The sequence below is a fragment of the Stutzerimonas stutzeri genome (genome assembly GCF_038561965.1).
Classification (GTDB): domain Bacteria; phylum Pseudomonadota; class Gammaproteobacteria; order Pseudomonadales; family Pseudomonadaceae; genus Stutzerimonas; species Stutzerimonas stutzeri_AA.
The window spans coordinates 2,044,377-2,069,911 of the sequence record NZ_CP139348.1; the positions used below are offsets into that span (position 1 = coordinate 2,044,377).

Below are 25,535 nucleotides of genomic sequence, written 5' to 3' on the forward strand. Positions count from 1 at the left end.
GAGACGCTATTCTTAGTACCGTTGCCAGGGGGTTACAATTTGACTGGTTATGCTGTTACTGGAGGTAATTGGATGAGCGCACCGCGAAGCTTCGAACGAAACCGCACCGAGCTTGCCGACTTCCTGCGCAGCCGCCGTGAACGCATTACGCCCGAGGAGGTTGGCCTTCCGTCGGGCGGCAGGCGCCGTACGCCGGGCCTTCGGCGCGAGGAGGTGGCCGCGCTCGCTGGGGTGGGGTTGTCCTGGTACACCTGGCTGGAGCAGGGCAGGGATATCGGCGTATCGGCGACATTTCTCGAGAACCTGGCGCGCACGCTCAAGCTCGATGCGACAGAACGTCGCCATCTGTTTCTGCTGGCCCATCAGCGCTTGCCGCCAGAACCGGGCAAGACGTGGTGCGTGGTTCCGCCCCTCGTGCATCGGCTGATGGCCGATCTGCCGTTGCGCCCGGCGTATGTGTTGAACCTGCGGTGGGACGTGCTGGCGTGGAATGCTGCGGCCGATCGGCTGTTTGGCTTCTCGAGCTTTCCGGCCGAGCGACGCAACCTGCTCTGGCTGCTGTTTACCGCCGCCTCGATGCGCACCCTGTTCGATCCCTGGCAGGATCAGGCGCTGCAAATTCTGTCGAGCTTTCGCCGCGACTTCGTCAGGGCCCCGCTCGATCCGGACATCGACAACCTGGTCAAGGACCTGGAAAAGGTCGATACCGACTTCAGGACCTGGTGGCGCCAGCAGGATATCCATGGCCCGTGCCAGGGGGTTCGGTATCTTAGCGTTCCCGAGGTTGGCCCGGTCGTGTTCGACCATACGTCCCTGACCATCGACGTCGACCGCGACCTGCGGCTGGTTTACTACGCAGCGAGGGAAGGGCAGGTGCATGAGCACCGTTTCGAGCAGTGGCTGGCGAACGACGCCGCGACCTCCAGCCCGGATCGCGCGTCGCTCATTCAATGACCGGGCCGCGCGAGCGTCCGATGTTCCAGGACACCTGGTCGCGCCGGACCCGTGCAGTCACCGATAGCCCTCGCCGCGGCTCGATGACCGGCTTCCATGGCACCAGGCTGAAGCCGCCGTCATGTTCGAGCTGCGCGTAGCGCCCACTGGCAAGGTCCACATACCTTCGGTAGATCCCGGTGACCCGTACGCCTTCGACCGGTGCGTGATGCCGCATGCTAGTCCGTTCCTCGATTCCTTTCACCGTGGCGGCCAATTCGCGCTGGCGAAGCGTCGCTAGCAGGCTCGGTGCAAAGGATGTTTGCTCGCCCAGGCGCTGCGCCAGCCCAAGTTTGACCAGATAGTCTGCTCGTTCGCGCAGGCACGTGCGAACCTCTGCGCCGAAGCCACGTGTCGCCGGCTCCGCTGCCCCTCCCACGAGCTGCGCGTCGAGCCAGGTGGCACCCATGGCCCGGACTTGGCGATCGATTGGCAGTCGCGAATGGACAGTTACCGCGACACCGCTCGAGCGCTGCGTGTCGTACCGGCGCCCCTGTTCGGCAAGGTCCCGCGGCACGCGCCATAAGCCGTTGCCTACCCGCTCGACGATACCGGCGCGGCGCAAGGCTTCGAGACGCCGCTCGTGCGCATCGAGCAGTGATTCCATGTCGATCTTCGGGTCTCGCTTCGTTAGCATGGCGCGATGCGTATCCCGGACGTACAGGCCATCGACCGCCAGGGCGGCAATCCGGTTATCCATTGCACGTGGCGGGAACGTACCCCTGACCTCGACGATTGCATCGACTGGGTAGCTCGACAACTGCGTGTCGCGCGCCAACGTGACGTGGTGAGCCCGGCCGTCCGTGCCATCGACCACCAAGTACGGCAGGTCGTGGGACTCGCCGGTTAGCCCCTTGGCTGCCACCCTCCCGATGATGCTGCCGTCGTGTCCAGGCTGAACGATATGCAGGTCCCGTTGGGTGCCCGCCATGGCGCGCTGCATCGTGCGCAGGATATCGCCGCGCTCGCCCAACTCGCGCAGCGTGCGCTCGGCGTGATCGAATACGCGCCAGTGTCCCCCCGGCGCCTGCCTGGCGAGCCCTAGTCGTTCCAGGTGCTGGAGCCGCCCGATCAGCTGTTGGCGCCGCGGGTGGCGTCCAAGAGCGTTCAATTGCAGCCCTTCCGGCGACATCTGGCGAGCAAGCATGCGATCCAGGCTCGTCCAGCGATCCTGCGTCACTTCGCGCTGAGCGCTTTGCGCGATCTCCCGTTCCGTGCGCAGCCCGAGCCAATCGGTCGCCAGCCCCGATGCTCGCTCGCGCATCCCATGGGCGATGTAGTCCCTGGCGATGACCAGATCCCGGCCGGATTCGTCCTTGCCCCTCAACACGATATGGGTGTGCGGGTTGTCGGTGTTCCAGTGGTCGACGGCTACCCAATCGAGCCGCGTTCCCAGGTCCGACGAGACTCGCTCCATCAGGTGCCGGGTGAAGGTGCGCAGGTCATCGAGCGAGTTCGCGTCCTCGGGCGAGACGATAAAGCGAAACTGATGGCGATCATCGCGGCCGCGCGCTTCGAACGCCTGGATATCGACCTCATCGGTCAGCGCGCCGTAGGCCTTGCCCGGCTCGCCATCACGCCCGACGCCCTCTCGCTCGATGTAGCGCAGATGAGTCGATGTGGATCGCCTGCCGGCGCGTTGGAGATTCACCAGGCGCGTCTTGACGGCGACACGCCGAAAATAGACCGAGCGTCCTGTTCGGCCGAACTGAGCCTCGACATGACCACGGCCGAGGCGGGCGCCTGGCCTTGTTGATTGCACGAGCGCATGGGCACCCGTCTTGCTGGCCTGGCGAAGAACCTGGCCGACGAAGGCCTGGCCGCGCTGCTTCGGCGGGCCGGTTCGAGGCCGGAATCGGTCGTCATGGGTGCTATCCCGATCGTCCATCATTGCCTCCAATGTGGTCGTGGTGGGGCGCAGGGGTGCCCCGGTTAGCTGCACAGCCGGTGCGCCCCCAGGGCTGACAGGCACTCCGAACCGTAATGTCCGTGCCGTCTCCAACCCACGTGCAGACTGGACTCGCCTGCCAGGGCGTAGGGTTCCCTTTTATCTTGCCCTCCGCTTTTCATGCCTCTCAGCTCCGCCATTCGCCACTAATCGGCAAACAAACGATGTGCCGTGCCCAGCACGGTATGCGTGCTGACGGGACCGAAATAGCGGCTGTCGAACGAGTCGGCATGGAGCGGGGAGAGCAGCAGGAGTTCGTCCTCCGCCAGAGGGCGGCATCCTTTCCACTGCGGCATCGGCCTCCTACGGCTGTCGTGCCTGCGTACCTGCACCGCCGTACCATCACCCACCAGCAGACGCTTTCCGATCGCACACGCCCGCTGCGGGTGCACCGCGAAGACCGGCTTGAGCATCGGCACCTCAATCGGTAGATACCCACGTTGAGATGCGAGCTGCGCCGCCTCGCTTGGCAGGCGTACCAAGACCAGTTCCCCGACCTTTGGCAGCGCGCCCGGTTCGATGCGGTACCAGCCCGGCGGCACGCTGTCGGAGGCGTTGTAGACGACTCTCACCGGCAGCTCGATCAGGCCCGACAGGCCCCACGCGGTGCCGACGATCACCAGCAGGAGGACTGACGTGCGGCGCCTCATGTCTCGCGCTCCGGAAAACGCGCCTCGAGCAGCTCGCGCAGCATCTGGGCCACCGTGATGCCTTCCTGAAACGCGGCCACCTTGATTCGAGCCCGCAGGTCGGGGGTGATGTCGAGCGTAAGGCGCGCCGTGTGGATGCTGCCCTTTGCAGGGAGCTGTACCGACGCTTGACGGATCCATGCCCGGGCCTGGGCATCGGCCATGGGCCGCGCGCCTATGTCGACGCGCTTCGCGCTCATGGCGCCCACCCGATCAGTTCGTCGACCAGAGAGCTGATCTCGCGGGCCGCTGCGCCGTCGGGGATGAGTTCGTGCACCAGGCGGCCGGCTGCCGCACTGTCGGCAAATACGATTCGCTGGCGCACTTCGGCGCGGAGCGCCGGGAGCGGCTGGTCGGCCAGTGCCTCTCTGGCCTCGCGCCCAATCACCGTGGTGCTGACACGCCTGTTGATTGCGAACGCCGCGCGCAGCGCGGGACGAAAGACCTGTGCCTCGCGGATCAGGTCGACCATCTCGGCGCTAGCCCAGAAGTCGAAGGGGCTGGGCTGGACCGGTACCAGTACCCGGTCCGCCGCCATCAACGTCGATCGGGCCAGGGCAGCGATGCGCGGTGGGCCATCGATGATCAGGTGGTCGGCACGTCTGGCGAGCTCCGGCGCCTCCTGGTGGAGCGTCTCGCGTGGCAGGCCCACCGCGCCGAACAGCCTCGCCAGGCCCTGCTGGGCACGCCGTTGCACCCAGTCCAGCGCAGAACCTTGCGGGTCGGCATCGAGCAGGATCACGGTCTTGCCGCGTCGTGCCAGCTCGCCGGCGATATGGGTGGCCAGGGTGGTCTTGCCGACCCCGCCTTTCTGGTTGAGCAGGGCGAGGATCATGACTCGGCCTCCATGTACGCGTGCCGGGCGGCACGGATGACCCGTATGGCCTTGATCGCACAACAACAAGTTAGAGATTTTGAGTTAGTTAAGTTAAGGCACGTCGCAGGCCGCGAGTTTGCTGGCCTGCGTCCAATTCGGTGCGCCTGATAGCACGATAGGCTTGCGCCTGATGGCACGAGTGTCTTTGCGCCTGATAGCACGACGGGTTTCACAGCTTGTCCCCGGCTTATCCCCGTGCCGCCTACGGCACGGGCCTGAACGCCAGCAGCTCGGTGGAGGGCTCCAACCGCACGATGTCCAGCTGGTAGCCGGGCAGGGACTGGCGGGCGACGAGTGCACGAAGATCGAGGGCAAAGTCCGAGAAGCGGGCAGCACTGCCAGACTTTCGGTGCAGGTGCCTGAAGTCGAACTGCCAACCCTCCGGCTGGTGCCCGCCGTGCTTGCGCACGAGGCGATAGAGCCAGCGCTCGATCCCGCCGGTCAGCCGGAAATACGCCCGGTCGATGGTCAAGACGAGGGCGCGATCCAGTACGCCTGCATAGAACCAGTCCGGTAGGATCAATTCGATACCCAGGGGCTTGCCATCGGCATTGGCTAGCTCCTTCCACTCGTTGATCCATGAAAAGCGATGCAGCCGGCGGCCGGTGGTCTCGCGTATCGAGGTGGCGACGCTCGTGGTCTGTAGCCGATCCAGGGCTGCCTTCAGCCGCAGATAGTCCCGCCGGGAGGTGCCACGCCCGATGAAGCGCAGGATCTCGTAGGGCGTCGCCCTGATCAGGCGGGACGTCGCGATACCCGCATCGCGCGCCTCGACAATCTGGCTGGCGGCCCAGATCAGGATGTCCGCATCCCATATCGTCGCGATGCCATGCTCGTGCGTGCCCTCCACGCGTACCGTCACGCTCCCCGAGCGAAAGTCGATTGGCAGCGTGCGACGCGATTTGCCGAGCGAGAAGAAGGGGTGCGCCATCAGGTCCTGGGCATCGCGCGGGGCCATGTCGCCGTGCAGGGCACGAAACGGGGGTAGCGGCCGTTCCAGGGCAGGCGGCTCGGAACGCGCGCTCATCGGTATCGAGCGTCTCAACGTTCATGGCGCGCACCTCCGCAGTGATGCTGCAGGTACTCGGGGTCGAAGGTGGTCTCGAAACTGCGCGCATCGGCCCATGCCTGCAAATCGGCGAGGGCATACATGACGCGGCGGCCGAACTTGCGAAAGCGCGGTCCGCCCCCGATGACACGCTGCTTTTCCAGGGTGCGCGGTGAAAGCCGAAGGAAGACCGCGGCCTCGGCATTGTTGAGATAGGTCGGATGATCGTGCGCGGAAGCGCTGTGCGATCTGGGCGCTACCGATTGGCCAGGCAGGGTTTGCCGGTCGTGGTCGGTAGAAGAGGGCGCATCGTAGTGAGGTAAGTGGGACATGGGCAGGTCTCCTGTAACGGAGGCCTACCCTGTGCCGATCAGCCCGTGCCGATCATGCCGGACTGCGTCTGGGGGCAGACGGCAACGCGGCACAAAACCAATTGCAGCGTGCCCGGTCCGATTGCTGCGTCACTGCGCGAACCGGGCAGACATATTGATCGACGTTGCCCGCATGTCCTGCAAGCGGGTGCGACGCATCCACTTTTACCAGAAGCGAAAGAGCGCATTTCAGTAGAACTGCAATTACTGAAATGCGTATACGCACAGAATCGTAACTGTGCGTTCACGTATTGTGCCGCTAATAGTAAATACGCCTTTACGTTTCCGTCTGAATACGGGGCAGAAGTTGATTTACCGTGGCGCCTTCTGGTTATCCACTAGTGGCCGTGTTAGTTTGGCCCACGGTATATCGCCGGGCCAATTATGTCTTATGGCTTTGAAGAGGAAAATGATGAGCAAGATCGCCGAGTACAAACGCCTTGAAGCCCAACTTGCCGAACAACTCGCGGCGCTGGACAAACTCAAGACCGATGGCCAACTGAAACGGGAAATGGAGTTTGAAGACAAGCTCAAGGCCCTGATCAACGAGTACGGTTTCAATGCCCGCACCGTCCTCGATATCCTCGACCCAGCGCAGACAGGGGATGTAGCGCCTGTCGGCCGCCGTCGTGCCCGTGAAACCAAGACCTATAAGAACCCGCACACTGGCGAGGTGGTCGAGACCAAGGGCGGTAACCATAAGATTTTGAATGCCTGGAAAGAGCAGTACGGCGCCGAGGCGGTGAAGTCCTGGGCGGCCTGAACATAAGTTTCCGCTAGTTTGCCAACAGCTGCTCCAGGCGCAGTCCAACTTGCTTGGCCTGCGCCGCCATGCCGGCAATAAAGTCGATTAGCCTATCGAGTAGCATCAGTTCAGCGGCCGGCAATTGGTCTTTCATTCCAAGCAACTTGATGGTTGCCTCGTCCCGACGTTGCCGCGACGAGTACTCGATGTTGATCAGTTCGTTGATCATCGTCTGCACCAAAACCGCCTCATGGCCGCGGAAACGACTTTCGAGCAACTCGTCGAGCTTTTCCACCACAACCATGACGTGCGCTACCGTATCGACCGCCCGCAGCAGGTGGATCCTGATTTCATCCTGCATCGCCGGATGAAAGCGCATCCTGCCCAACGCGACGAGGCGGGCGATTTCACTGGCGCCGTGGGCCAGGTTGTCCTGCGCCCGCAGTAGATCCAGCACATCGCTGCGGGGGATTGGCATGAAAAGCGTGCTCGGCAAGTGCAGGCAGACATCGCGCGACACGCGTTCGCTTTCCTGGCTGAGTTCCTGCACCTGCTGCTCGATCAGGTGTACGCGCTGCCAGTCCTCGTCAAGGGCGCTGCGCAGCAGGGGAAGCAGCAACTGGACCGCACCATGCACCTGCTCGAATTGGCTGCGCAGCTGCTTGAATGGGAAGCGGGCTACCAGTCCGCATAGGGCTTTCTCGGGCATGATGCTGGCCTCGGTGATTGGCGATGGCGATGTATTGAAGGCCGTGGCGCATTGCAATTGGATGACGCCGCCACCGGTGTGCGAGGCGGCTACGCTCAGGGGACAGGTTGCGGACCCTCGTAGGCGTCCGCAGGTAACCCGCTAGTTGGCGTGGAAAACGTGCACCTGCTCGAAGCCCGTTTCGATGGTGAACACGTCGCCTCCGTATTCCATGTCGCGCGCTATGGCCTGGTAGTCGATATACGGCGCGAGGTGCGCAGGGATATCGGTTGTTTGCTCGGTCACGTCCTGGGCGTAGTCAGCGAGGGAGGTATAGCAGCCGCAGTAGTTTTCTTCGATTGCAGCGCGTGCTGGTTCCACCTCGCCAAAGTAGGCCAGCAGAGCGCCGGCTAGCTCGGGATGCGCTCCGATCAGGCAGGCAATCTCGCGTATGGCTTGGAGCGACTCGTATTCGCCAGGACGGTAACCGTCGAAACCCTCATGGTCGTGAATCGCGTATTCCTCGGCGCCAGGGACCGGGGATGCTCGGAGCATCGACTCGATCTGCGTCTGAATCTCATGCAGGGGTTGGGTAGCCTCAACCCACACGCCGTGTAGATGCCCGGCATTGTAGGCAGCGAGATCGGCAAGGTAGATCCGGATGGGCTTGCTCATGCTTGCGCTCCTTGTCTCGAAGGTTCTGCGCGTTTCGCCGCGCATGAACCCCTGCCGACTAGGGCGACTAAGGCCGTCGTGAAAAAATCAGGAAAAATCGCGGAGGCTCCGCCCAGCGCAGCGGCCGGGTGGAAACCGTCTATTTATCTTGATTTTGAGGGGGCAAGAACCCCTGCCTTTTCGCGTTTGAACCGTGCCCTCAATGCTCCAGCGTACGCCTTCACATTGGCAGTCACCCTTTGAGCGTCAACCGCCTTGCTCGGTCGCCGATAGGTTACTGTCGCGCGTCCTCGATGCGCTATCCAAACAGCGAAATAGATAGTCGCCACCACTGCTAAGGATCCTCCCGCTGCCGCCTTCCGGCGTCGACACTCGAAGCACGGCTGTCATCAATCAAACACTCCCTGGATATCATCGAGTGTGGGCATCGCGGCCGGCGTTACCGCGAACTCGCAATCCAACGCGCCCAGCACCCTCGCATAAGCCGCGATTCCAACCGACAAGTCGCCCCTCTCGACGGCGATAACCTTCTGGCGGGTGATGCCCGTCAGGGAGGCAAGCTTCGCCTGGGTCAGGCCGAGGTTCAGTCGACGCTGCCTGACCTGCTGGCCAAGGCGAGCTGTAATGAAGGCGTAGTCCATGTCTTGTTTGTGTAACATATAAAGAAAAATGTACCGTATTCGGAACAATGCACAAGAGCAATTAATAACCTCTGCGTGAACGTTGCGAGGCGGCGTCGCCCGAATGCAAAGGCGCTCGAAGCCGATGGAGCCTAAAAACAACACCTGTTATTTGTGGCCCACAAGCTACAAAAATGGACAGTGCGGCGTACTTTGCGTCCCGCGGGCTACGCGTCAGCAGCTCATAGGAAATTGCACGACACCCTGCCTCTCGTTCTCGACCACGGGTAAGGCGGACTGTGAACGACTGCCTAAACTTGGAAATTCGTTTCAGCTTCCATCGTGCGCTGCGCTACTGTCGAGCTCGACGGATGACCCAAGCAAGGAGCGCATATGGGCAGGTTGGTTTTGAGCAGGCGAGCCGATGAGCAGATAAGACTGACGTTGAAGCCCGGTGCCTCGATCGACGACTTTCTGGATGAACTGGAGCAGGTCGGCATCTGGATAACGGTCGTCGAGATCGATGGAGGCCGGGCCCGTCTGGCCATCGAGGCGCCCGAGCAAATGCTGGTCCTGCGCGACGAGCTGATTCCAAGCCACGAGTCGTTCGTGGAACTCACGGCTGGATTCGAGCGTTCCTAGATGCCTGCCAGAACCCTCGCCGCTGGGCTGGCCATCGTGGTCTGCGTACTGTTGTGCGGCAACGCCTGGTCCGACTCGTTGGCCTCGTTCGGCCTGCGCACAAAGGATAACAACGCCTGCCGCTTGACCGACGGTAAAGACTTCGAAGCGCCGACCATCGTCCTGATGGCAGGCGCCTACGACAAGCTGTCCAAGGATAAGGTCGTCGTGCTTGAGGTTATCGACACGGCCATCAACGCCGGTTGCGACATCGACGAGCCCGATGAACTGGGCCTTTCGCCCTTGAACGCCGCGATCCTGTACAACGAGCCCGCTCTGGTCGAGCGCTTCCTGCAGGCTGGCGCCGATCCCTATAGGGAGATCGCCAGTTCCAAGGCCAGCATCGACGGGCTGGATGCGTTCGATTTCCTTCAGATGCTCATGACCAAGGTGCCCAGCCAGGACCGTACGGCACTTCTGGCGGTTCTCAATCGGTACCAGTAGCGCGCCGCGCTGCGGGTCTGCAGAGCGCTGATCGCGACCAATAAGCCTGATGGATCGCTGTGGCTGGCTGACCGGCTTAGAAGATCGACTAGGCAATCGGCTCGATCAGATGGGGACCCTCGTTTCGCGGGTTGCCCACGTCTCGCCCGACCGGATGCCAGACGAAGGCATCGACGGCAATCGCATGGGCCTGAAGCAGCGCATCGGCCTCGCCAGCGCCGAAGTCGGACAGCCAGGAACGCGCCTGCAGCGCATCGAGCACGACGGGGCGCCGGTCGTGAATGTCGAGCATTCCGCCCTGCGAATCGGCTGTGATGATCCAGAAGCCGTCGTCTGCGCGGGGCTCGCTTCCTGCATCAGAGAACTGACCGATCGCAGGGATGAACAGCGGTTCGCTGTCGCATCGGCGAATGTAATAGGCCTGCTTGGTTTTCTGGCCCTCGACTGGACACCACTCGTACCAGCCGTCGGCACAAAGCAGCGCCCGGTTCGGCCAGACCTGTCGAAAGTACGTGCTATGAGCGACTTTCTCGCGGGTGGCATTGATGTCGTTGCGCACGGGGACCTTGGCCCAACTGGGCGTCCAGCCCGTTCCGGGCTCCATACCAGGCCCTCGCCAACACGCCTGAGCAGGTCCACGCGCGAGTGCGGCGCGACGTTATAGCGGCCGATGTGCTCTGCGGGTGCACGCCCCAACAGGGTGGCATGGACACCCAGCGATGCCAGGTACTTCTCCGCCGCACGGTGCTGGGCGACGCGTCCGCACATTGATCATTCCTCCTGTCGCTTCTCGATTGACGCAATTCGGCTCGCTCACAATATACTGTATGCATATACAGTTTTGTGGTTTCTCCATGGACAGCGTCGATCCCACTCCCATTCGCTATGCGGAACTGCACTGCCTGAGCAACTTCTCGTTTCATCGCGGTGCATCCAGCGCCGCCGAGCTGTTCGAGAGGGCCCGTCACCTGTGTTACGAGGCGCTCGCCATCACCGACGAGTGCAGCCTCGCCGGCATCGTGCGGGCGTGGCAGGCGTCGAAGGCAACCGGCGTTCGCCTGATCGTCGGCACCGAGGTAAGGCTAGTCGAGGGCGCTCGGCTGGTGCTGCTGGCCCAGGATCTGGTCGGCTACCAGCGGATCTGCGCACTTATTACCCAGGCACGGCGGCGCGCAAGGAAGGGGAGCTATGTGCTTCATCAGTCCGACTTCGACAGCGGGACCGAAGGGATGCTCGCGCTCTGGATACCGGATCTGAACGAAGCGGAGGAGCAGGGCAGGTGGTTGGAATCGCGCTTTGCCGACCGCTGCTGGATTGCGGTGGAGCTGCATCGTGAGTGTGACGATGAGCGCAAGCGGTTGGAACTCATGGCATTGGGCGAGCGACTTGGGATGCCCCTCGTGGCCGCTGGCGACGTGCACATGCATGTGAGGGGGCGGCGGGCACTGCAGGACACCATGACTGCGATCCGGCATCACTGCGTCGTCGCCGACGCCGGTGCCTACCTGTTCCAGAACGGCGAGCGCCACCTTCGTACGCTGGAGATGCTGGCCGATCTCTATCCGCCAGCGCTGCTGCGCGAGTCGGTCAGGATCGCGGCGCTGTGTACCTTCGACCTTGGCCAGCTGCGCTACGAGTATCCGCACGAGGTCGTGCCGCAAGGGCGATCGGCCACCGAGTGGCTGAGGCAGCTCACGTTCGAAGGCGCGAACTGGCGCTGGCCGGACGGGATCCCGGGCAAGGCACTGGCGCAACTCGAGGCGGAACTCGGCCTGATCGAGGAACTGCAGTACGAGAGCTACTTCCTGACCGTACACGACATCGTCCGCTTCGCCCGAAGCCGGGCCATCCTCTGCCAGGGCAGGGGGTCCGCCGCGAACTCGGCCGTGTGCTTTGTACTGGGTATTACCGAACTGGATCCCACCCGGATGAGCATGCTGTTCGAGAGATTCATTTCCAAGGAGCGCAACGAGCCGCCGGATATCGACGTGGACTTCGAGCACGAGCGGCGCGAGGAAGTGATCCAGTACATCTTCGACCGCTACGGACGCGAGCGGGCGGCACTGACGGCGGTGGCCAGCACCTACCATTTTGCCGGCGCGATCCGCGACGTGGGCAAGGCCCTTGGCCTGCCGCCCGACCAGGTCGATACCCTGGCCAGATGCTGTGGTAGCTGGAGTGACCACATGCCTTCGCCGCAGCGGCTTGCCGAGGCCGGATTTGATTCGCAGAACCCGACGCTGCACCGGGTGCTGGTCCTGACTTCGCAACTGGTCGGGTTTCCGCGGCACCTGTCCCAGCATCCGGGTGGTTTCGTCATCTCCGAACATCCGCTGTCGACGCTGGTGCCGGTGGAAAACGCGGCCATGAAGGACCGGACGATCATCCAGTGGGACAAGGACGATATCGACGCGCTCGGGCTGATGAAGGTCGATGTCCTGGCATTGGGCATGCTGAGCGCGATCAGGCGCTGCCTGGACCTGCTGCGCACCAATGTCAGGCGCGATCTGACGTTGGCCACCATCCCGGCCGAGGACCCGCAGACCTACGCCATGATCAGTCGCGCCGACACGCTCGGCGTGTTCCAGATCGAGTCCCGGGCCCAGATGGCCATGTTGCCCCGGCTCAAGCCCAGGACCTTCTATGACCTCGTCATCGAGGTCGCCATCGTGCGGCCCGGGCCGATCGTTGGGCAGATGGTCCATCCCTACCTGCGCCGGCGCAACGGTGAGGAGGAGGTGACCTACCCGACCGATGAGCTGCGCGAGGTCTTCGAGCGCACGCTGGGGGTCCCGCTTTTCCAGGAGCAGGTCATGCGCCTGGCCATCGTCGCGGCTGGCTACACCGCCGGCGAGGCGGACCAGCTTCGCCGCTCGATGGCCGCCTGGAAGCGTCACGGTGGGCTGGAGCCCCACCAGCAGCGCCTGAAGCGGGGCATGCTCGAGCGCGGTTACGACGAGGCCTTTGCGGAACGCATCTTCGAACAGATCAAGGGCTTTGGTAGTTACGGCTTTCCCGAGTCCCATGCAGCCAGTTTTGCGCTGCTGACCTACGCCAGCTGCTGGCTCAAATGCCATGAACCATCTGCCTACGCCTGTGCATTGATCAACAGCTGGCCCATGGGCTTCTATTCGCCCGACCAGGTGCTACAGGATGCGCGCCGGCACGGCATCGACATTCGGCCGGTGGACGTTACCCTGAGCGACTGGGATTGCACATTGGAAGAACCTCAACAAGAGACGCCGGCGATTCGCCTGGGACTGCGGATGGTGCGCGGGCTCGCGGAACCGGTCGGGCGCCGCATCGAAGCCGAGCGCAGAAGCGCCCCGTTTCGCCACGTCGGCGACCTGTGCCTTCGGGCCGGGATCGATACCAAGGCGCGCGAACTGCTGGCCGAAGCCAATGCCCTCCGGGCGCTGGCAGGGCATCGGCATCAGGCGCGCTGGGACATCGCCGGTGTCCAGGCACCGCTTCCGCTGTTCGATGGCGTCGAGCCAGACGACCCGATCGCCCTGCCAGTGCCGACGATGGTCGAGGACATGCACGCCGACTATGCGCGCACCGGCACGACGCTGGGCCCACACCCCCTGTCGCTGCTTCGCGCCACACTGAGGTCGATGCGGGCTCGCAGCTCCAGGGATCTGGCCGAGTCGGCACATGGTCAGTTCGTTACGGTGGTCGGTATCGTCACCGGTCGGCAGCGGCCATCGACGGCGTCGGGTGTAACCTTCGTCACGCTGGAGGACGAGTACGGCATGGTCAACGTCGTGGTCTGGCGGGATCTGGCCGAGCGCTACCGGACGGCGCTAATGCAGTCGCGATTGCTGCAGGTCAAGGGCAAGCTCGAGGACCAGGCCGGTGTGAGGCACCTGATTGCCGGCCACCTTCAAGACCGAAGCGATCTACTCGACGGGCTGGATGTTAGGAGCCGCGACTTTCATTGACCCATCTGACCTTTCAGTAAAAAAGCGTAGCCAATTGACAGGATGTGATCCGGCTCAAGTGAAGCGCAAGTCAAGGTGCTTACCCAGCTAATAAGCAGAAAAAGGTCTTAAAAAATGGTTGACACCAACAATTATGCACATTCCTGCTTGAGGAGATTTGCAAACCTGAAGTCGGCGCTGCGGCAGATTGCTGCAGTGATGTAAGTGATTGATTTAAAAGCAATAGGCAACGCTGCGCAAAATCTCGCCGATCCGTTTCAAGTCCGCGCCAGGCGGGGGTTTGAAGCAAGAATCCAAGATATGTTCACAGTGTTATCCACAGCTTCTGTGGATAAGGAACTAAATCCTAGTGCCGGCGCGGCTTTGCGGCATCCAACTCAGATAGCCGGTCAGCTTATTCCCGATTTGTTACCGTTTGCAGGGGCCTCCCGGCATTCGTCTCCACACCGCTGGTTTGTGTTTGGCGAAGAAAAATCAACGGCATCTGGCCAGGTCCACGGACCCGACAAAAGCGTTTCCGTGCCCCATCACGCATGCGATTCGCTGGTTGCGCGCGTGTTCCCACGGCTGCGGTGGATAGGTCTTACTCCAGGCGTTGAACAGTTGTCGATCCTGCTTGGACAGGCGCAGCTTGTATCGATCGGCCATGTAGAAGTAGGTGCGCGCGATCATGCCGCGTATCGGCTGGCGCGGCATCGCCTTGCGCGCTTTGAAATCCACGACCATGGGACAGCTTCCGTACTGCGTCGGCTTTTGCGGCAGCCAGGCAAAACTGTAGTTGCTCCGGTCACCGTTGATCTCGCCGATACTGGGCACCAGGTTGTGCAGGTCGGCCTCTGCCCGACGATAGGTCGCGTCCTTCTTCGCGCAGTTCGAGCGACCACCGTTCTGCCAGCACTGGCGCTGATGGCCGATCACCCAGGCGGGCACGATGTGCTCCCACTCGATACGCGCGGCACGTTGTGGGTTCTTGCGCGGCACGTACCCGCAGCTTGCCAGGTCGACCCGGTTCCCCGAATAGCGGCAGCCACAATAAAACTCGACCGGATTTGACGCATAGATGGCCCATGCGGCCTTCTTGGCCTCGGCGAAGGTTCGCGGCGCGGCGGCATGGGAAGCGGGCAGTAGAACGGTGAGCAGAAGGGCGGCAAGCAAACGAACCATCGGAGAACCGGCACTATCAAGTTGGCTGTACAAATATACAGCAACCAGGCGCGGGAAATCATGCCCAACGTCACGGTTCGAACTCCACCGGTGCATGGCTAAGGGCTGCCGCACAGGTGCACGGGTTAGGGCCATGCGACAGGATCGATTGATGGTGGCCTTGAGTATGCGTCAGGGACGATGGGAAGGGGACACGGATGGTGTCTTCAGCAACGGGGTGACGCGTCGCCGTACTCGTAGATGGCGACAACGTCATGCCCGAGATCCTGGAGCATGCGCTTCGCTTAGTTGCCAATTCGGTCCCGTCGACCTACGCCGGCTATGGAAATCACGACACCCTTGCCAACCGTTGGCAGGAGGCGCTGGTGCGCCTTGTCTTACACCGCGCCTGCAGTACCAGTATGCCGAGGCAAGAACACCGCCGATATCGGCCTTGCCCTCGCTGCGCTCGAGGGGCTGTTCGACGCGCGTGCCGATACCTTCTGCCTGGTTACCAGCGACTCGGACTTCGCCTACCTGTGCCGCAAGCTGCGGGAGCGGGGCGCTGCCGTCAGCACGGCACCAATTCCCAGACATGCCTTGGTAGTAAATTGCCGATCGCACACGTTTTGAGCGTCCGGTCGTTACCGATCATCAGCTCAGCCGGATCAGATAAGGCGGTCTGACAGGTTCAGGAAGGACCGACAGCACCTTTAGGCGCTGCAGGGTGCGTTCGCGGGCATTACACAGGTGATGGTGGAGGGCATTCGCGGCGCGCTCGGTATCCTTGGCTAGCAACGCTTCGATTACTTGATAGTGTTCGTTGAGCATTGCCTCGTCCAGGCTCCTGCGCAAGGCGCCATGGAGGATGCGGCCGATATTCATCTGGCTCTGGCATTGGCGGATCAGCAGCGCCATCTTCTGATTGGGCAGGCCGGCCAGGCATTCGACGTGCAGGTCATGCTCGATGCGTTCGATGCTCGCGCGATCGGGGTTGTTGCTGGCCTGTCGGGCGCGTTCGATGCGCGCGAGCATGCCGTGCAAAACCTCAGGCCTCAAGCCCGGCGCGCTTTGCCGTAGCGCCTGTGGCTCGAGTAGGCAGCGCAGTTCGTAGTCGTCAAACACCGATTGCGCCGTAAGTGGGCCGGCCAGCCACTGCGAGTAGGGCTCCTTTTCCACCAGACCACGGTCACGCAGGCGCATCAGCGCCTCGCGGACCACGCTGCGGCTGACGTTCAGATGCTCTGCCGCCAACTGCTCGTCCAGCCGGTAGTGACCGAAGACCATGAAGGTCCCCACGTTGGCGGCGAGGTCTTCATAAGCCCGTTCGCCCAACGGACGCACGTCGATCAATTCATCTTCGGTTTCCAAGCCCAATAGCTGGCGTGTCAGCGGTGTGCGTAGTGGTTCGACGGCGGCGTCGTGCGGGTTGACCAAGTAGCCGCGCCCTTCGAAACGACAGATTAGGCCTTCGTCATGCAGCAGGTTCAGCGCTCGGCGTACCGGTACTCGGCTGGTGCCGAACAGTTGCGCCAGAGGGGCTTCGACTAGCACCAGGCCCGGGGTGGCGCGCCCCTGGCTGATGGACGCACGCAAGGTGTCGCGGATCATTTGATAGCGCGAGACCGCAAGGGGTTCTTCCTGAGGGGCGCTGGCTGCGGGCATACCGGTTTCCGGGACGAGTTCGGGTACGAGTCGACGATTCTCTCACAGCCAACCCTGCCGATGGCGGAGATGAACATGCTCCAAAAGGAAGCATCGTAGCAGTTGGCGTTACTTTTCTGCACAAAAATGGATCTTTTAGATTTATATCCATTATTAAATATTGATGGCCTTCTACGCATTTGCTGGGCTAGCTGGACGTTTTAAAAGATTGGCATGAAGCCTGCCTTGTAAACGTACGTTGTTGAATATGTACGTTTTCGAGGTGTATGTGCACGGCTCATTAAGCGCTCTCCAGATTACCCGCGCCTATGCTGCGGGTTTGACCGACCCTGTCGAGGTGTTCGAGGCCGCGTTGGCGACCGCTGACGAGCTACCAGGTGCATTCATTTCACTGAGCGCGGAACGTGGTCGCCGCGAGGCCCTGGCGTCACGGTCACGATGGCAGGCTGGGCAGGCGCTTTCTGTGTTGGACGGTGTACCAGTCGCCTGGAAGGATATGTTCGACGTGGCCGGCAGCGTGACGACCGCCGGCTCTGCAACTCGCCGCGAGCTGGCGCCGGCCATCGCCGACGCTGCCTTGGTCGGCGCGCTGACCCGGGCTGGGCTGGTCACTCTAGGCAAGACCAACCTCAGCGAGTTCGCGTACTCCGGGCTCGGTCTCAATCCGCATTTCGGTACGCCGATCAACCCATGCAGCGGACACACGCCCCGGGTTCCCGGTGGATCGTCGAGTGGCTCTGCGGTTGCCGTAGCCGCGGGTGTAGTGCCGTTGGCGATGGGTACCGATACGGCAGGCTCGATTCGCGTCCCTGCGGCGTTCAACGGTCTGGTCGGCTACCGCAGCAGCCGTTGTCGTTACGCCTTCGAAGGGGTATTTCCGCTGGCTCGCTCTCTGGACGCCCTCGGGCCCCTGGCGCGCACTGTCGAAGACGTGGTGGCGGTGGATACTCTGCTGCGTGGTGGCGTGGTTTCGAGTTGCCCAACAGCCTTGTCATTGGCTGGCCTGCGGCTGTATGTCGACCTGGCCTGGGTCGACGATTCGTGTGTACAGCCAGCGGTCAGGCAGAACCTGGAGCAGAGCCTGGAACGCCTGGCCCGCGCCGGCGCCGTCATTGAACGCAAACCGATCATGGCCATGCGCGAGGCGCTGGCCATGATCGACCGCGGCGACTGGGTCGGATCCGCCGAGGCCTTTGCCCTGCATGAGCGCCTGCTCGACAGCGCCGATGCCGGGCGTCTCGACCCGCGCGTGCGCAAGCGTCTCGAAGGGGCGCGCTCGATCCGTGCAAGCCACCAGATCCGCCTTTACCAACAAGCTGAAAGCCTGCGCAAGCAACTCGCCGATGAGCTGGATGGCGCTTTTGTCATAACACCGACCGTCGCGCATGTGGCTCCTCTGCTGGCGCCTCTGGAAGCCGACGAGGCGCTTTTCGTTGCCACCAACTTGGCCACTTTGCGCCTGACTATGCCAGGCAGCCTGCTCGATATGCCTGGGGTCGCCTTGCCTAGCGGCGTCGATGAGCACGGCCTACCCACCAGTCTGTTACTTGCAGCGCCCAGCGCAGCGGACGACTTGTTGTTACGCGCGGCACTGGCTGTCGAGTCTGCCTTGCTGCCCTGAATTCGCTTTCGCGAGTGGCGGGGCCCGGCCCGCTCGCTCGTCGTTCACCGATCCGGGCTGTGAGGATTCAACCATGGCAAAAGAAATATTCGTCTCCATCGGCGTGGACGTGGATGCGGTCGCCGGCTGGCTCGGTTCTTACGGTGGCGAAGACTCGCCGGACGACATCTCCCGTGGGCTGTTTGCCGGTGAAGTGGGCGCACCGCGCCTGCTGAAGCTGTTCGAGAAATATAGCCTGCGCACCACCTGGTTCATCCCCGGTCACTCGGTCGAGACCTTTCCCGAGCAGATGAAGGCCGTGGCCGATGCGGGCCATGAGATTGGCATCCATGGTTACAGCCATGAAAACCCGATCGCCATGACCCCCGAGCAGGAGGAGATCGTGCTCGACAAATCCATCGAGTTGATCACCGCCCTGGCCGGCAAGCGCCCGACAGGGTATGTCGCGCCTTGGTGGGAGTTCAGCAACGTGACCAACGAGCTGCTGCTGAAAAAGGGCATCAAGTATGACCACAGCCTGATGCACAACGACTTCCACCCCTATTACGTGCGCGTGGGTGATCGCTGGACCAAAATCGACTACAGCCAGCACCCGGATATCTGGATGAAACCGCTGGTTCGCGGTGTAGAAACCGACCTGGTGGAGATTCCGGCTAACTGGTACCTCGACGACCTGCCGCCCATGATGTTCATCAAAAAGGCGCCCAACAGCCACGGCTTCGTCAACCCGCGCCAGCTGGAAGAAATGTGGCGCGACCAGTTCGACTGGGTCTATCGCGAGCATGACTACGCGGTATTCCCGATCACCATCCACCCCGACGTCTCCGGTCGCCCCCAGGTCCTGCTGATGCTCGAGCGCCTTATCGAGCACTTCAAGAGCCATGAAGGCGTGCGCTTCGTGACCATGGATGAAATCGCTGATGACTTTCTGCGGCGTCAGCCGCGCGCGCGCTGATTCTTAGCCCCTGACGAGAATGCCGAGATGACTACCACGCATGCCGCAACACCGACGCACGGGGAAGAAGCTGGCACCTGGAAACCGGTGCAGCTGTCACCCAGAGATGTTACCTACTCGACCTGGATCGCGTTCTTCGCGTGGGTTTTTGCAGTCTATGATTTCATCCTGTTCGGCACCTTGCTGCCGGTCATGGGTGGTCACTTCAACTGGAGCGAGGCTGAGCAGGCCAAGATTGCTACCTGGGTCGCCCTTGGCGGCGCTATCGTCGCTTTTGCTATCGGCCCGATCGTAGACCGTATCGGTCGCCGTGGCGGCATCATGGTAACGATTGGCGGCACTGCAATTTGTTCGGCGTTGACGGCGGTCTGCGCGGGCATGGGCAAGGTGCCGTTGATCCTGGTGCGCTCGGTGGCCGGGCTGGGCTATGCCGAAGAAGCCGTCAACGCCACGTACTTGACCGAGGTGTATGCCGCGTCCACGGATCCGAAGCTGATCAAACGCCGCGGTTTCATCTACAGCCTGGTGCAGAGTGGCTGGCCGGTGGGCGCGCTGATTGCCGCGGGCCTGACCGCTCTGCTGCTGCCGCACATCGGTTGGCAGGGCTGCTTCGTGTTTGCCGCAATACCGGCGTTTGTCATCGCGGTGCTGGCTTACAAACTCAAGGAAAGCCCACAGTTTCAGGTGCACCAGCGAATTTCCCAACTTCGCAAGGCTGGCCAGGATGCTGACGCGCGTGCCCTGGCCCGTGAATATGATGTGGATTACGAGGAGCATTCCAAGGCTGGTGTGGCGGCAGCATTCCGCGGCGCGGCGCTGCGCCCGACCCTGGTGCTGAGCCTGGCGATCCTGCTCAACTGGTCGGCAATTCAGGTGTTCAGCGTACTCGGGACCTCGGTGATCGTCAGCGTGCACAAGCTGTCGTTCGAAAACTCGCTGGTGATTCTGGTGCTGTCAAATCTCGTCGGGTTCATTGGCTACCTGTTCCATGGCTGGCTGGGTGACCGATTCGGCCGCCGCAATACCGTTGCCATCGGCTGGATGTGCGGAGGCGTTGCGTTCTTTGCCATGGTGCAAGCGCCAAGCGACTTGATGACCGTCGTCGCGCTGTACAGCCTCGGCCTGTTCTTCCTGACCGGCCCATATTCGGCGATGTTGTTCTTTATGGGCGAGAGCTTCCCCACCAGCATCCGTGCCACCGGCGGCGCCATTGTTCATGCCATGGGCCCGATTGGAGCGATCCTCGCCGGTCTCGGCATTACCGGCGTGCTCACCAGCGGGGGCGAATGGCACAGCGCGGCTCTTTGGTTCGGTGCGCTCCCATGCTTCCTGTCTGGGTTTGTAATGCTCGCTGCACGCCATGTAGAGCCGGACAGCATCAAATGATGAGGAGGACCTTTCCATGACTTTACCCGTTGCCATTATTACCGGTGCCGCCAGCGGCATTGGCCAGGCCCTGGCGGTCGCGTATGCCAGAAGCGGCGTGCGCGTAGCCGGCGGCTATTTCGCGGCGGACCCCCATGACCCCGCCGAGACTCAGCAGCTGGTCGAAGCCGCCGGTGGTGAGTGCATCATGCTCGCCGCTGACGTCACCGATAGCGCCTCGCTGGACGCTCTGGCCGCTGCCGCTGTCGAGCGTTTTGGCCGCCTCGACTATGCGGTGGCCAATGCAGGCCTGCTACGCCGCGCACCGTTGCTGGAAATGACTGACGAGCGCTGGAACGAGATGCTCGACGTCGATCTGACCGGCGTCATGCGCACCTTTCGCAGTGCCGTACCCTACATGGGTGAAGGCGGTGCACTGGTGGCGATTTCTTCCATCGCTGGCGGTGTCTACGGCTGGCAGGAGCATGCTCATTACGCCGCCGCCAAGGCCGGCGTGCCGGGTCTGTGCAGGTCGCTAGCGGTGGAGCTGGCGGCCCGGGGCATCCGCTGCAATGCGGTGATCCCCGGCCTTATCGAAACGCCGCAATCGCTCGACGCGCAAAACTCCCTCGGACCGCAGGGGCTGGCCCAGGCGGCTCGGTCCATCCCGTTGGGCCGCGTCGGCCGCGCCAGCGAAGTAGCCGACTTGGTGCGTTACCTGACCAGTGCCCAATCCAGTTACATCACCGGTCAGAGCATCATCGTCGATGGTGGCCTGACTGTGCGTTGGCCAGATTGAGAGTAAGAGCAGCTTGCCGCTCAAAAAAGATAAGGACAGAGCCATGAAGCAACTACAAGACCGTCGCGCCGTGGTCACTGGCGCCGCCAGTGGCATCGGCGCGGCCATCGCCCATGCGTATGCCGATGCAGGCGCCCGCCTGGTGCTCTGCGATCGCGATGCCGCCCGCCTGGCGGTCACCGCCAGCGAGTGCCGCGAGCGCGGTGCCGAGGTGGTCCAAAGCGTAGCCGACGTCGGCACCCGCGAAGGTGCCCAGGCCGGGGTCGATGCCTGCGTAGAGGCCTTCGGCGGTATTGATATCCTGGTCAACAACGCCGGCATGCTGACCCAGGCACCGTGCGTCGAGCTGACCCAGGAAATGTGGGACGATATGCTGCGTGTCGACCTCACCAGTGTGTTCGTAGCCAGCCAGCGTGCGCTGCCCCATATGCTTGCGCAGCGTTGGGGGCGGATCATCAACGTCGCCTCGCAACTGGGCATCAAGGGCGGTGCTGAGTTGACCCACTATGCCGCAGCCAAGGCCGGTGTGATCGGCTTCAGCAAGTCGCTGGCACTCGAGGTCAGCAAGGAAAACGTGCTGGTCAACGCTATTGCCCCCGGCCCCATCGAGACGCCACTGGTCAATGGCATCAGCCAGGACTGGAAGACGGCCAAGGCCAAGGAATTGCCCCTCGGCCGTTTCGGCAAGGCCAGTGAGGTGGCGCCTATCGCCGTGCTGCTGGCCTCGGAGCCGGGTGGCAACCTGTTCGTCGGCCAGACCCTCGGGCCGAACTCCGGCGATGTGATGCCCTGACATGTGCGGACTCTGCGGCCTGCTCGGCGAAGACCTGCATTGGAGCGACCCGCTCGGCGACACCCTGCCTCGGCGCCGTGAGCGGCTTCGCCGGATCGCCGCGATCAACCAGGTGTTGGCGCCATTCCGCCTCACCGTCAGCGATGTACAGGGCGTCTCTTATCTGCTGCAGGGGGCGACTGGCCGCCAGGCGCTGGCCAGCGGCCTCGACCAGCTCTGGCTGCAGGCCGAAGCGATCCTCGGCCGGCCTCTGGATCCGCTCGACCCACGGGTGCTCGATCATCTGGAGGCACAGCCATGAGCCTGCCCATCAACGTCGTCACCGGCTTTCTCGGCAGCGGCAAGACCACGCTGCTCAAACGCCTGCTGGCCGACGAGGAACTTGGTGATACCGCGCTGCTGATCAACGAGTTCGGCGAAGTCGGTATTGATCATCTGCTGGTCGAGGAGGTCGCACCGGGAACCGTGCTGCTACCCAGCGGCTGCGTCTGTTGTTCGGTGCGCGGAGACCTCAAGCAGGCGCTACTCGATCTGCACGGCAAACGCAGCCGTGGCGAGGTTCCGGCCTTCCGCCGGGTGCTGCTGGAAACTACCGGGCTGGCCGACCCGGCACCAATTCTGGCCACCCTGCAACGCGATCCGCAACTGCGTCGCCGCTTCCATCTCGGTCTGCTGGTGACGGTGGTCGATGCGCAACATGCCGAGCTGCAGGAGCGCCTGCACCCGGAGTGGCTCGGCCAGGTCACGGCGGCGGACCGCCTGCTGTTGAGCAAGACCGATCTGGTCGCGGCAGAGGTGATCGACCCGCTGCGCTCAAGGCTGTTGGCACTCAATCCGTCAGCATCGCTGGCGCTGACCCGCGACATCGCCAGTGGCGACGAGCTGCTGCTCGGCGAGGGGCTAAAGGGTTCCAATCCCGATGCTGAAGTAGCGCGCTGGCAACTCTTCGCGCCGCTCGACACTCGCCGCCATGGTAGTGTCGAGGTGTGCTGCCTGGAGTTCGATGGCGCGTTGGACTGGATCGCGTTCGGGGTCTGGCTGTCCATGCTGCTAAGATGCCACGGCGAACGCATACTGCGAGTCAAAGGCATTCTCGACGTGATCGATTCTCCCCAGCCCATCGTCATTCATGGCGTGCAGCATTGCCTGCATGCGCCGATTCATCTCAATGCCTGGCCGGGTGGTGCGCGCCGCTCGCGCCTGGTGTTCATCGTCCGCGAACTGGACACCGTGACGCTGCGGCGCTCGTTCAATGCCTTTCTGACCGGGCTTGGGCGCGCCGCATGATCACCCTGCGCGTACTCGGCACCTCCGTCACGTTGCTCGAACCGATCCGCCAGCGCGCCGAGCAGGAGCTCGGCATCCGCCTGGAGTATCAGTTGCACGACACCCAAACCGTGCAACGCATCGCGGTAATGCAGCCGGAGAGCTACGACCTTTACGACCAGTGGTTTCATAGCATCGATTTCGTCTGGCCTGCGCGGGCAATCCAGCCGATCGACACGCGTCGTGTGGCGCTCTGGGAAGAGATCAACGATCTGCCGAAGAAAGGCCGCCTGCACCCCGACGACCGCCTGGCCAGCGGCAGCCTGCCTTGCGACCGACTTTTTGTGCAGCCCGACGGCAACCTGGGCAGTACGCCGAGTGACCATATCAGCATGTTGCCGCTGACCCACAACGCCGACAGCTTTGCCTACCTGCCCGCGCATTTGCCGACGGAATTGGCGGGCCATGAGGAGAGCTGGGCCTGGCTGGTAGACGAAGGTTGGTGCGGACATATTGCCCTGCAGAACGATGCCGCCATCGGTGCGCTCGATGCCGCGCTCGCGCTTCAGGCCGCAGGCCTGGCGCACTTCGACAATATCGGTAACCTTCGGCTGGGCGAGATCGACCGTCTTGCCGAGCAGCTGATCGAGAAGCAGCGTCACGGCCACTTCGCTGCGTTCTGGTCAGATGACCGTGAGGCCAGCAAACTCATGCTCGGCCCCAACGTACATGTGCAGAGCCTGTGGTCTCCGGCCATCATGCAATTGCACCGCGCCGGTGTGCGGTACCGTCTGGCCGCTCCAAAGGAAGGTTATCGCGCCTGGTTCGGAGGCCTCTCGCTGTCGCGTTGCGTCGAGGGCAAGGTCAAAGATGCTGCCTACGCCTACCTCAACTGGTGGCTGGCCGGCTGGCCCGGCGCGTTGATGGCTCGTCAAGGGTTCTACATCTCCAATCCGACGCGCGCCCGAGACCAGATGTCCATTGCCGAATGGGACTATTGGTATGACGGTAAGCCCGCTGCAGAACAGTTGCTGGGCAGCGACGGGCTGCCATTGATCGAGCCTGGCGAACTGCGCGAAGGTGGCTCCTATGCTCAGCGCATGGGGCATATCGGTGTATGGAACGCCGTTATGGATGAGCACAATTATCTGGTGCGGCGTTGGAGCGACTTCCTCCGCGCGGCTCGGTCCGCCTGAAGGTTGCTGGAGAGTAGTTATCCCAGGACTGGCACCGAGGTGCTGACAGCGGACTGAGGCGCGCTACTGGATAGCGACCGTATAAAGCCGGCTCCTCGTATGACTGCTTCTAGAATTAACGCCCGGCGGTTCACGGGAGAGGGAGCCGAAAAGGAAGGGAGCAAGGCCGATACATCAAAAAATCCTACTGATCGAATGGTGGAAGCATACGCGACGGATCGTCCTCGGGCGGGTGAGGATCTAGCGTCGCGACGCCGCCGAACGGTGACGGCGTCCGCGCAGCCAGAAAAGCTTCCCAGCGATTCGAGCGAGGTGTCGATTGCGCAGGCGCCCATACGACTATCTGAGGAAGTTGCCCGGCCGTCGCCGCAAATGCCATGGCCGCGGCCATATCCAGGGGCGGTGGGTCGGCGGGCGTCTGCACCACACGGGCTTGGCACCATCTCGTTAAGACGGAGAGCTGCAATGATCAGCAAGAACACCATCTGCCTGTGGTACGACGGTACCGCGCTCGAGGCGGCTACCTTCTATGCCGAAACCTTTCCGGACAGTGCCATAGGCGCGGTGCATCGTGCGCCAGGCGACTATCCCTCGGGCAAGCAGGGCGATGTCCTCACGGTCGAGTTCACGGTGATGGGGATTCCTTGCCTCGGGCTAAACGGGGGCCCGGTGTTCAAGCATTCCGAGGCGTTCTCGTTCCAGGTTGCCACCGACGACCAGGCCGAGACGGACCGCTTGTGGAGCGCGATCGTCGACAACGGCGGCCAGGAAAGTGAATGCGGCTGGTGCAGGGACAGGTGGGGCCTGTCCTGGCAAATCACGCCACGCGTTTTGACGGCCGCCTGGACCAGCCCTGATCGGGCAGCGGCCAAGCGTGCGTTCGACGCAATGATGGGCATGCGCAAGATCGACATCGCTACGATCGAAGCGGCATTGCGGGGCTAATCGGGCCGGCGACCCAGCGAAAGGCCAAAACCAAACCGGCCCCGACGAACACATTTCTGGTGCC

At 62.7% G+C, this 25,535-nt stretch carries 26 protein-coding genes and 1 pseudogene; 15 read left to right on the plus strand and 12 right to left on the minus strand.

Going from position 1 to position 25,535, the window contains the following annotated elements; genetic code table 11:
* Positions 1-72 precede the first annotated feature (72 nt).
* Positions 73-954, plus strand: coding sequence for a helix-turn-helix transcriptional regulator (locus SM130_RS09490; RefSeq protein WP_256045055.1), 882 nt, complete (start codon positions 73-75; stop codon positions 952-954).
* On the opposite strand, the gene SM130_RS09495 is transcribed toward SM130_RS09490, so the two are convergent.
* From SM130_RS09495 to SM130_RS09520, 6 genes are all read right to left on the minus strand, one after another.
* The gene (locus SM130_RS09495; protein ID WP_423836604.1) at positions 944-2,881 is read right to left on the minus strand and encodes a DUF3363 domain-containing protein; all 1,938 of its coding nucleotides are present in this window, start codon (positions 2,879-2,881) and stop codon (positions 944-946) included. The genes SM130_RS09490 and SM130_RS09495 overlap by 11 nt on opposite strands.
* A 206-nt stretch (positions 2,882-3,087) precedes the next feature.
* The gene (locus SM130_RS09500; RefSeq protein WP_256045053.1) at positions 3,088-3,591 is read right to left on the minus strand and encodes a S26 family signal peptidase; all 504 of its coding nucleotides are present in this window, start codon (positions 3,589-3,591) and stop codon (positions 3,088-3,090) included.
* Positions 3,588-3,830 carry a ribbon-helix-helix protein gene (locus SM130_RS09505; protein WP_256045052.1) on the minus strand — a complete coding sequence of 81 codons (243 nt, stop codon included), beginning with the start codon at positions 3,828-3,830 and terminating at the stop codon, positions 3,588-3,590. Before SM130_RS09505 ends, SM130_RS09500 begins: the two co-directional genes overlap by 4 nt.
* Complete coding sequence (gene parA / locus SM130_RS09510; protein WP_256045051.1) at positions 3,827-4,465, minus strand: ParA family partition ATPase; 639 nt, start codon at positions 4,463-4,465, stop codon at positions 3,827-3,829. Before parA ends, SM130_RS09505 begins: the two co-directional genes overlap by 4 nt.
* Before the next feature lie 244 nt (positions 4,466-4,709).
* A complete protein-coding gene (locus SM130_RS09515; protein ID WP_256045050.1) occupies positions 4,710-5,534 on the minus strand; it encodes a replication initiator protein A in 825 nt (274 codons plus the stop codon).
* Between the two features lie 14 nt (positions 5,535-5,548).
* On the minus strand, positions 5,549-5,887 hold the full coding sequence (locus SM130_RS09520) for a helix-turn-helix transcriptional regulator (protein ID WP_256045049.1): 339 nt from the start codon (positions 5,885-5,887) through the stop codon (positions 5,549-5,551).
* A 451-nt stretch (positions 5,888-6,338) separates the two neighbouring features.
* Between SM130_RS09520 and SM130_RS09525 the strand changes: the two genes are divergently transcribed.
* Positions 6,339-6,689, plus strand: coding sequence for a histone-like nucleoid-structuring protein, MvaT/MvaU family (locus SM130_RS09525; RefSeq protein ID WP_256045048.1), 351 nt, complete (start codon positions 6,339-6,341; stop codon positions 6,687-6,689).
* Positions 6,690-6,702: 13 nt separating this feature from the next.
* Here the strand turns inward: SM130_RS09525 and SM130_RS09530 are convergent, their stop codons facing one another.
* The 3 genes from SM130_RS09530 to SM130_RS09540 form a co-directional block, all read right to left on the minus strand.
* Positions 6,703-7,380, minus strand: coding sequence for a DUF47 family protein (locus SM130_RS09530; protein ID WP_256045047.1), 678 nt, complete (start codon positions 7,378-7,380; stop codon positions 6,703-6,705).
* A 141-nt stretch (positions 7,381-7,521) separates the two neighbouring features.
* Positions 7,522-8,034, minus strand: a complete 513-nt coding sequence (locus SM130_RS09535) for an antirestriction protein ArdA (protein ID WP_256045046.1) — start codon at positions 8,032-8,034, stop codon at positions 7,522-7,524.
* 389 nt (positions 8,035-8,423) lie between these two features.
* Entirely contained in the window at positions 8,424-8,675 is a 252-nt protein-coding gene (locus tag SM130_RS09540; RefSeq protein WP_256045045.1) for a helix-turn-helix transcriptional regulator, read from the minus strand.
* A 372-nt stretch (positions 8,676-9,047) separates the two neighbouring features.
* On the opposite strand from SM130_RS09540, the gene SM130_RS09545 reads away from it, so the two are divergent.
* Positions 9,048-9,296: a carbon storage regulator gene (locus SM130_RS09545; RefSeq protein ID WP_256045044.1), complete on the plus strand. Its 249-nt coding sequence runs from the start codon at positions 9,048-9,050 to the stop codon at positions 9,294-9,296.
* A complete protein-coding gene (locus SM130_RS09550; protein ID WP_256045043.1) occupies positions 9,297-9,779 on the plus strand; it encodes a hypothetical protein in 483 nt (160 codons plus the stop codon). It begins immediately after the preceding gene.
* Positions 9,780-9,867: 88 nt separating this feature from the next.
* Here SM130_RS09550 and SM130_RS09555 read toward each other — a convergent pair whose 3' ends face one another.
* Entirely contained in the window at positions 9,868-10,383 is a 516-nt protein-coding gene (locus SM130_RS09555) for an SOS response-associated peptidase family protein (protein ID WP_256045042.1), read from the minus strand.
* Between the two features lie 250 nt (positions 10,384-10,633).
* On the opposite strand from SM130_RS09555, the gene SM130_RS09560 reads away from it, so the two are divergent.
* Entirely contained in the window at positions 10,634-13,723 is a 3,090-nt protein-coding gene (locus tag SM130_RS09560; protein WP_256045041.1) for an error-prone DNA polymerase, read from the plus strand.
* A 474-nt stretch (positions 13,724-14,197) separates the two neighbouring features.
* Here SM130_RS09560 and SM130_RS09565 read toward each other — a convergent pair whose 3' ends face one another.
* Positions 14,198-14,887 (minus strand): endonuclease, encoded by a 690-nt coding sequence (locus SM130_RS09565; RefSeq protein ID WP_256045040.1) that lies wholly within the window; start codon positions 14,885-14,887, stop codon positions 14,198-14,200.
* Between the two features lie 254 nt (positions 14,888-15,141).
* Between SM130_RS09565 and SM130_RS09570 the strand changes: the two are divergent.
* Positions 15,142-15,460 (plus strand): annotated as a pseudogene (locus SM130_RS09570) (NYN domain-containing protein); the annotation flags it as partial.
* A 60-nt stretch (positions 15,461-15,520) separates the two neighbouring features.
* Here SM130_RS09570 and SM130_RS09575 read toward each other — a convergent pair.
* Complete coding sequence (locus SM130_RS09575; protein WP_256045039.1) at positions 15,521-16,531, minus strand: GntR family transcriptional regulator; 1,011 nt, start codon at positions 16,529-16,531, stop codon at positions 15,521-15,523.
* 247 nt (positions 16,532-16,778) lie between these two features.
* Here SM130_RS09575 and SM130_RS09580 point away from each other — a divergent pair, with 247 nt between their 5' ends.
* The 9 genes from SM130_RS09580 to SM130_RS09620 all read left to right on the plus strand — a co-directional run bounded on the left by SM130_RS09580 (position 16,779) and on the right by SM130_RS09620 (position 25,471).
* Positions 16,779-18,152, plus strand: coding sequence for an amidase (locus SM130_RS09580; protein WP_256045114.1), 1,374 nt, complete (start codon positions 16,779-16,781; stop codon positions 18,150-18,152).
* Positions 18,153-18,225: 73 nt separating this feature from the next.
* The gene (locus tag SM130_RS09585; RefSeq protein ID WP_256045038.1) at positions 18,226-19,107 is read left to right on the plus strand and encodes a polysaccharide deacetylase family protein; all 882 of its coding nucleotides are present in this window, start codon (positions 18,226-18,228) and stop codon (positions 19,105-19,107) included.
* Between the two features lie 27 nt (positions 19,108-19,134).
* Positions 19,135-20,493, plus strand: coding sequence for an MFS transporter (locus tag SM130_RS09590; RefSeq protein WP_256045037.1), 1,359 nt, complete (start codon positions 19,135-19,137; stop codon positions 20,491-20,493).
* A 16-nt stretch (positions 20,494-20,509) separates the two neighbouring features.
* Positions 20,510-21,271, plus strand: coding sequence for an SDR family NAD(P)-dependent oxidoreductase (locus tag SM130_RS09595; protein WP_256045036.1), 762 nt, complete (start codon positions 20,510-20,512; stop codon positions 21,269-21,271).
* A gap of 43 nt (positions 21,272-21,314) precedes the next feature.
* On the plus strand, positions 21,315-22,064 hold the full coding sequence (locus SM130_RS09600) for an SDR family NAD(P)-dependent oxidoreductase (protein ID WP_256045035.1): 750 nt from the start codon (positions 21,315-21,317) through the stop codon (positions 22,062-22,064).
* Position 22,065: 1 nt separating this feature from the next.
* Positions 22,066-22,365, plus strand: coding sequence for a hypothetical protein (locus SM130_RS09605; RefSeq protein ID WP_256045034.1), 300 nt, complete (start codon positions 22,066-22,068; stop codon positions 22,363-22,365).
* Positions 22,362-23,351 (plus strand): CobW family GTP-binding protein, encoded by a 990-nt coding sequence (locus tag SM130_RS09610; protein ID WP_256045033.1) that lies wholly within the window; start codon positions 22,362-22,364, stop codon positions 23,349-23,351. Before SM130_RS09605 ends, SM130_RS09610 begins: the two co-directional genes overlap by 4 nt.
* Positions 23,348-24,526, plus strand: a complete 1,179-nt coding sequence (locus SM130_RS09615; RefSeq protein WP_256045032.1) for an ABC transporter substrate-binding protein — start codon at positions 23,348-23,350, stop codon at positions 24,524-24,526. Before SM130_RS09610 ends, SM130_RS09615 begins: the two co-directional genes overlap by 4 nt.
* A 465-nt stretch (positions 24,527-24,991) precedes the next feature.
* On the plus strand, positions 24,992-25,471 hold the full coding sequence (locus tag SM130_RS09620) for a VOC family protein (RefSeq protein ID WP_256045031.1): 480 nt from the start codon (positions 24,992-24,994) through the stop codon (positions 25,469-25,471).
* Positions 25,472-25,535 lie beyond the last annotated feature (64 nt).